Origin of the sequence: Kordia sp. (assembly GCF_045105435.1) — a bacterium.
GTDB lineage: Bacteria > Bacteroidota > Bacteroidia > Flavobacteriales > Flavobacteriaceae > Kordia.
On the sequence record NZ_JBGCDL010000115.1, the window covers coordinates 1 to 8,361 of the forward strand.

The 8,361-nt window shown below is 34.5% G+C and carries 5 protein-coding genes; 4 read left to right on the top strand and 1 reads right to left on the bottom strand.

Going from position 1 to position 8,361, the window contains the following annotated elements:
* The 4 genes from AB8B65_RS05745 to AB8B65_RS05760 all read left to right on the top strand — a co-directional run.
* Positions 1–4,170: SdrD B-like domain-containing protein (locus AB8B65_RS05745; RefSeq protein ID WP_405299904.1), on the top strand; the 4,170-nt coding region annotated here is incomplete at its 5' end.
* A gap of 110 nt (positions 4,171–4,280) precedes the next feature.
* Positions 4,281–4,886, top strand: a complete 606-nt coding sequence (locus AB8B65_RS05750; RefSeq protein WP_405299905.1) for a DUF4254 domain-containing protein — start codon at positions 4,281–4,283, stop codon at positions 4,884–4,886.
* 28 nt (positions 4,887–4,914) lie between these two features.
* On the top strand, positions 4,915–5,955 hold the full coding sequence (locus AB8B65_RS05755; protein ID WP_405299906.1) for a glycosyltransferase family 9 protein: 1,041 nt from the start codon (positions 4,915–4,917) through the stop codon (positions 5,953–5,955).
* Positions 5,956–6,084: 129 nt separating this feature from the next.
* Positions 6,085–6,678 (top strand): phosphopantetheine-binding protein, encoded by a 594-nt coding sequence (locus AB8B65_RS05760; protein WP_405299907.1) that lies wholly within the window; start codon positions 6,085–6,087, stop codon positions 6,676–6,678.
* 70 nt (positions 6,679–6,748) lie between these two features.
* Here AB8B65_RS05760 and AB8B65_RS05765 read toward each other — a convergent pair whose 3' ends face one another.
* Positions 6,749–7,789, bottom strand: coding sequence for a 2Fe-2S iron-sulfur cluster-binding protein (locus AB8B65_RS05765; RefSeq protein WP_405299908.1), 1,041 nt, complete (start codon positions 7,787–7,789; stop codon positions 6,749–6,751).
* Positions 7,790–8,361: the final 572 nt, after the last annotated feature.

Consider the following 8,361-nt stretch of genomic DNA (forward strand, 5'->3'; position numbering starts at 1 on the left):
GTTGATTTTGGAATTAACGAACAACAAGTAGTTAACTTCAATGTTTCAGGAAATGTATTTGATGATGACAATGCTAACGGAGCTGCTGATGCAGGAGAAGTTGCTTTAGAAGGAGTTTTAATTACATTATATGCTGATAACAACGCTGACGGCGCTTTAGATGCTGGAGATACTGTAATTTCTACTACAAATTCTGTAGCTAATGGAAATTATAACTTTGCAAACGTAACTGTAGAAAATGTTGTACTTGCTATAACAATACCAACAGACACAGCAGATTTTACATACACGTTAACAACAGCTGCTACTTTAGCTGCTAGTTCTACAACTACTGATGTAACTGGGTTAGATTTCGGAATTGATAAACTTCAAATAATTGACTACAACATCTCAGGAACTGTATTCAATGACATCAATACAAATGGAACTAACGATACTGAAGCTGGTTTAGACGCTATCACAGTTAAGTTATACTCTGATAACGATGCTAGTGGAACATTAACTGCTGGAGATGGACTATTACAAATTGGTTCTACTGGAGTAAATGGAACATATAGCTTTACAAATGTAACAACTGAGTATACGTTAGTAGGAGTTGAAGTACCTGGAAACACACCAGCATTTACATATACAGCAACTACACCAGTTAAAGTAGGAGTAAGTTCTACAATTACAGATGTAAATGATGTTGATTTCGGAATTTTTAAAGACGAAGTTATTGACTTCAACATCTCAGGAACAGTATTTGAGGATGAAGATTCAAACGGAATTATCGATACTACTGAATTAGGAAGATTTGACAATGTAACAATGATGTTATATCGTGATAATAATGAAGATGGAGCATTTGATACTGGAGATACAATGATTACATCTACGACAACTGGAGTAGACGGAACATATAGCTTTAGCAATGTAACAGACAAGAATACTTTAGTAATGTCAAGTACACCAGCAAATACGCCAGAATTTATATATACTTCTACGACACCAGAATTAGTAGCAGTAATGTCAACAATTGCAGATGTAAATGATGTTGATTATGGAGTAAACATAACAACAATAATCGATTACAACATCTCAGGAACTGTATTTGATGATGATAATAACAGTGGTGACATCAACCCGTCAGAAGGAAGAATTCAGAATGTAGTTGTAAGATTATATGAGGATATGAACGAAGATGGTTTGTTAGATGCTAACGACAATCAAATAGCAAATAGAGCTACAGGTTCAAATGGTGAATACCAATTTAACAATGTTACTACAAGAAAAACTTTAGTTGAATTCAGAATACCAGGAAACTCACCAAACTTTACTTATACTGCAACAACTCCAGATGTAGTTGCTGTAGAAGGAACAACAACTGATATTACTAATGTAAACTTCGGAATCAATGAAGAGCAAGTAATTGACTATAATATCTCAGGAACTGTATTTGATGATAATAACGAAAACGGAACAATAGATGCTGGAGACGGAGTTTTAGACGGAATCAACATTACATTATATGCTGATAACAATGCTGATGGAGTTTTAGACGTAGCTGATACAACACTTACTTCAACTTCAACTGACGTTAACGGAGCATACAGTTTCTCAAACATTACAACTGAAAATGTATTAGCAATCGTAACTGTACCAGGAAACACGGCAACATTTACATATGTATTAACAACATCTAATACACAGGCTGTAAGCTCATTAATTACAGACGTAAACGGATTAGATTTTGGAATAAACGAAAACTTAGTAATCGATTACAATATTTCAGGAACTGTATTTGATGACGACAATGCAAACGGTGCTGAAGATGCTGGAGAGCCTGCTTTAGAAAACGTTACATTATCATTATACGCTGATAACAATGCTGATGGTACTGTTGATGCTGGAGACACAGTAATAACTACAACAACTTCTGCAACTGATGGAACATATAGCTTCTTAAACGTAACTGTACAAAATACAGTAGTAGAAGTAACTGTACCAACAAACAACGGAACATTCACGTATGTATTAACAACATCAGGATCTGTAAACACTAGTTCTACAATTAATGATGTAAACAATGTTGATTTCGGAATTAACAGAGAAGAAGTAATCTTATATGATATCTCAGGAACTGTATTTGATGACGATGATTCAAGTGGTGTTCAAGATGCTGGCGAAGGATTCGTAGCAGGAGTAACAGTTACTTTATATGCTGATAATGATGGAAACGGAATACTTGATGCTACTGATACAGTAATCACTACAACAACATCAGATGCAACAGCTGGAGATTATATCTTTACAGGTGTAACTGAAAGAAACACAATTGTAGAAGTAACTGTACCAACAAGCACTGGAGCATTTACATATACATTAACAACAGCTGCAACACAATCAGTAAGTTCAACAATTACGAATGTAATTGATGTTGACTTCGGAATTGATGAATTTGAAATCATTAACTACAGTATCTTCGGAACAGTATACGATGATGACAATGAAAATGCTGCACTTGATGCAACAGAAGCAGGAAGATTAGAAAATATTACATTAACATTATATGTTGATGAAGATGGAGATGGAAGATTAGGAGACGATGATACAATCATCCAAACTACTACAACTGCTGCTGATGGAACATATTCATTCCTTAACATAACTATCAGAAACACAGTAACTGCAATTACAGTACCAGAAAACACTGCTGAATATACGTACACATTAACTACTGCTGCAAGATTAACTAATAGCTCAGTAAGTACAGATATATTTAATGTTGACTTTGGAGTTAACAAAGTAGCTACTTCTTATGTAGTTTCAGGAAACGTATTCAACGATGAAAACGCTGATGGAACTAATGCAACAACTGAAGCAGGATTAAGAGGTGTAACAGTTAACTTATTTGATGATGTTAACGGAAACGGAAGAATTGATAGAGGTGAGCCATTAATTGATACAGCTTCTTCAGACAGAAGTGGTAACTACCAATTCTTAGGAATCACTGCACCAAATGTAATTGTTCAAGTAGTTGTACCAGCTAGTACTTCTCAATTCATGTACAATCCAACAACACCAGTTATTGTAGTGTTATCAGGAGGAGTTTCAACAACTGTAGACTTTGGTATCCAAAGAATAATTGTAATCTTATATAACGTTTCAGGAATTGTTTGGGATGATCAAAACTCTGATCAAATCATTGACGGAAATGAAGGTAGGTTATCAGGAATTGGAGTAACGCTTTTCAACGATGCAAATGCAAATGGAATTCTTGATGCAGGAGATAATGCTGTAAGTACAATTCCAACTTCTACTAACGGAGATTATTTATTTACTAACGTAACGTTTAGAAATATAATTATTGCACCAGCAGCACCAGCAGACGGAGTATTTACAACACCATCTAACAGAGCTGTTTCTAGTGTTAACACAGATGTAGTTGATGTTAATTTTGGTGTAAGAGTACCTTCTACTTTATTCCAAGTAACAGGAGTTGTATTTGATGACCAAAATGAAAACGGTATTGCTGATCCAGGAGAAGCGTCTCTTAACGGTTTACCAGTAGAAATTTATGCTGATACTGACGGTGATGGATTCTTTGATCCTAACTTAGATGCCTTAGTAGCATTTACACAAACATCAAACGGTGGATTCGGTTTCTTAGATCCTAACTACCTTGTAGATGATATTCCTCCAGGATTAGTACACATTGTATTAACACTTCCAGATGATACTATTTTTGAAACATACAGAAATACGTATGATCCAGATTCAGGAACAGCTAGCCCAGATGGAGTTTACACTGTAAACATGAACAATGACTTATTTAACATTGACTTTGGAGTGAAACGTACAGATGCTACCTCTACATCAAGAGCTGATTCAGGAGATGTATTATTCACAAACGGAAACGCAATCAACGCGGCTCCAGAAGATGTATCAGAAAGATTAAGATTATATCCAAACCCAACAGTAAATCAAATTGCAATCAACGCAAGTGAATTTGCAGGAGACGTAACTGTTGAAATTTACAATGACAGAGGTTACAGATTAATGTCTACAACTGTAAGTGCATTTGGAAGCGAATATAAAGTAGACGTTCAAAGGTTAGCGCCAGGAATGTACTATGCTAAATTTGCATCAAATAACAAAGTTGCTAGTAAGAAATTTGTTAAAAAATAATTAATAGTAAGTACCCCACAACCTTAAGAAAAGCCGCTGAAAAGCGGCTTTTTTTATTTCCTATACTAAACTCAAATATTAACGTATATTTGTATCAAAATAATCGAATTATGTTTAGTGATCTAGCAAACAAAATATTTCAAGAAAGCATTGAAAAATACCATATCATTGATGATGTAAACCAGCCATTTGAAAATCCATATCCAAAAGATAAAATAGAACATTTATTGTATAGAAAAAATTGGATTGATACGGTTCAATGGCATTACGAAGACATCATTAGAGATCCTAACATAGATCCTGTAGGAGCATTAAAATTAAAACGATTAATTGACGCTTCTAACCAAGATAGGACTGATACTGTAGAATATGTAGACAGCTACTTTCTTCAAAAATACAACAGCGTTCAGGTAAAAGATTCGGCAACGATCAACTCAGAAAGTCCAGCTTGGGCACTAGATCGTTTATCAATACTAGCGCTAAAAATATACCACATGCAAGAAGAAGCAGATCGTAAAGATGCTTCTGATGCACACAGAGCAAAATGCCAAGACAAACTAAACATTTTATTGGAACAACGTGTAGATCTTTCTACCGCCATCGATCAATTAATTGCCGATATTGAAAGTGGTAACAAATACATGAAAGTGTACAAGCAAATGAAAATGTACAACGACGACGATCTAAATCCAGTATTGTACAACAAAAACAAATAACAGAAGTCTCACATAGGTATTCAAAACCATGGAACAAGCTTCCAAACACATTTTAGTCATACGTCTCTCTGCCATGGGAGACGTTGCTATGACTGTACCTGTCATAAAAACGATGCTGCGCACGTATCCAAATGTAAAAATAACGGTGGTTTCGCGCGCGTTCTTAAAACCAATCTTTCAAAACATTCCCAATGTATCTTTTTATACCGCAGATGTAAAAGGAAAACACAAAGGTGTTCTTGGACTTTTCAAACTCTACAAAGAACTCAAAAAACTAAAGATTGATCTCGTTGCCGATTTGCACAACGTATTGCGATCTAAAATTTTAGGAACGTATTTTAAACTTGGCGGATACAAAATCTGTAAAATAGACAAAGGTAGAGCTGACAAAAAAGCATTGACCAAAACAGAAGGTAAAATCTTCAAGCAACTCAAAACGACACATGAACGTTATGCGGATGTTTTTAGAAAACTAGGGTACAATATTGAACTAACCAATAAAGATGTGTTAGCACGCTTAAAAATCACAAAAAAGATTACTTCATTCATTGGTGAAACAAACAAAAAACGCATTGGTATTGCGCCTTTTGCCGCTTTCGCTGGAAAAACCTATCCAGCAACTCAAATGGAAGCTGTCATTGCAAAACTAAGTGAAGCAAAAAACTATAAAATCATCTTATTTGGTGGTCCGGCAGACAAAAAACAATTAGTTACTTGGGAAAGTAAATATGATAATGTCGTCAACGCCGCAGGTTTATTTTCTTTTGAAGAAGAATTAAACCTAATTTCCAACTTACATATAATGCTTTCTATGGATTCTGGAAACGCCCATTTAGCTGCCATGTTTGGAAAAAAAGTAATTACAATTTGGGGAGTTACACATCCGTACGCTGGTTTTTATCCGTTTGCACAACCACAAGAAAATGCTTTATTAGCAGACCGATCAACATATCCTCTATTGCCAACTTCTATCTACGGAAACAAATATCCAGAAGGTTACGAAAATGTCATGCAAACCATTACGCCAAAAGCAGTTTTTGATAAAATTGTGGAAGTGATTTCGAATTAATTTTAGCATTATTGATAGAGCTGATACTAATAGGAAAAAGCGTGAACTTTAAGAGATTTAAAAGGAATTGCTGACTTAGAGAAACAGATAAGAGAAATTTATTAAGCTGTAATCCTTAAATTATACAATATGAGCCTAGATTCTGTAGCACTAATAGTTTCAATTGAAAAAACATTTGGAATTTCAATACCAAATGCTGAAGCTGAAATGCTTGCAACTGTACAACAAATAGTTGATTATGTTTATGAGCAAATAGAAACGCAACCGAATCAAAAATGTCTATCTCAAATAGTATTTTACAGAATTAGAAAAGCGTTAGAACAATTTAGAAATGATAAAAAAGACATCACTCCAAATACTAAAATGTCAGAGATATTATCTGAAACAAATTTAGCTTCTGAATGGAAACGATTAGAAATAAAACTACAACTCAAAATCCCAGATTTAGTCGATTTAGACTTAAATAAAACATTAAATAAAGAAGTAAAGTTTTTTGGTCTTAAGTTGTACGATCGTACAGAACCTGTAGCAGAAAATACTTTGCGAAAACTCATAGATTGGATTATCTCTATGAATTTTGACAAACTAATTTCTATTGAAGATATCTCCAACAAATATGAAATAGAAAGAATTGTCTGTGCAGTTGTAGAAGACAGTACAGGAGTTCCTGTCAGTGAAATTAAGTTACATCATTCCTTAACAGGTGATCTAGGAATCGATTAAAAAAATGCTGCTTAAGTTGTGAGTGAAATCAACAAATAGACAAATTCACAAAAAAACAAATCAACACCCATCAAATATCATCAAAATCCACAGCAATCGTAGCCGTAGTTGGATGTGCCTGACATGCTAAAATCATTCCTTCTTCCAATTCGCTATCGGTTAAAATCTGATTCTTCTCCATCACCGCTTTTCCTTCGGTAACTTTACAAATACAACTGCTACAAATTCCACCTTGACATGAATATGGTGCATCAATCTTTTGTTTCAATGCAGCGTCCAAAATAGTTTCGCTGGCATCCATATCAAACGTAAACTCTTCATCATCAACCGTAATAGAAATGCTAGACTTTCCAGAAACCGCTTCTGCTGCTTCATTCGTTTCAGATGACGAAGTAAACAATTCAAAATAAATAGCCTCTTTAGAAATGGCGTTATTCTCTAAGGTTTCAGAAACCGTTTGAATCATGGCTTCAGGTCCGCAAATATAAAAATGCTTGAAATCGGCGTCTTTCATTTGGTTTTTCACCACATAATTCACCGCTGTACTATCAATTCGTCCTGCCAACGCATTCTCGGCACGTGCCTGACTATACACAAATTTCAAATAAAAATTAGGATACTTCTCAGTCAACGCAATCAATTCATCATGGAAAATAGTTTCTTCTGGCGATTTATTTCCATACAATAAAGCTACTGTATTTCCATAATCCAAAGCCGTTTTCAAAATACTCATCATAGGTGTAATTCCGCTTCCTGCGGCAAAAAGCGCAACGGCTCCTGGATGTGTTGATGGCGTATATACAAAATTTCCTTCTGGCGAATGTACATCTAGTACTGTGCCTTCGGTCAACGTTCTATTCGCATACGTAGAAAATAAACCGTTTTCCACTTCCTTAATAGCAATGCAAAGCTTATTTTCCTTTGGCGCGGCACATAACGAATACGCTCTGCGAACTTCTTCACCGTTCAACATGGTTTTAAGCGTAACATACTGTCCTGCTTTAAAAGAAAAAGAAGGTTGTAACGCTGCTGGAACATGAAACTCAACACTTACGGCGTTTGGTGTTTCTCTATGAATATGACGTACTTCTAGTTGACGAAAATCTGACATTGTGCAATTTTTTAAATAAAAATGATCGCTACTCGCGAATAATTGCGCAAAAATAAACAATACTACAAGGCTTTAAAAACGATTTGTTCATTAATTACAACCAAAAAACTATAATAGCACTAAAAAGCACTGTATATTAACGAAGTTTATGAGTTTATGAAAACTAGACAAGATAGTACATAAACAATTAACGAATTGACAAAAAACAAATCAACAAAAAAAGCCCCAAGACCTCAAGATTCATGAATCAAGATACTTTCAAATGTCATTCAGGAAGTTTTTACATCATAAAAGAGTAAAGAATTCAAGGAAATTTCCACAAGAGTAAACACAAAAACATTCGTGAATTCGTGACAAAAAAAATAAAGTTTAACGGTTTATAAGTCTAAGAGTTTATGTTTTGTAATAAAAAGTAAAAAATACATATCCAAACAACAAATTCACAATCAAAATGTAACAAATCAAAAAAACCGATACTAACCATACAACTAACTCACACATACAATGATTAAAAAATTTATAAGCTTACAATGGAAGGAGTTTCTCCGATCAGCTTCTTTCCAAAAAGGAGT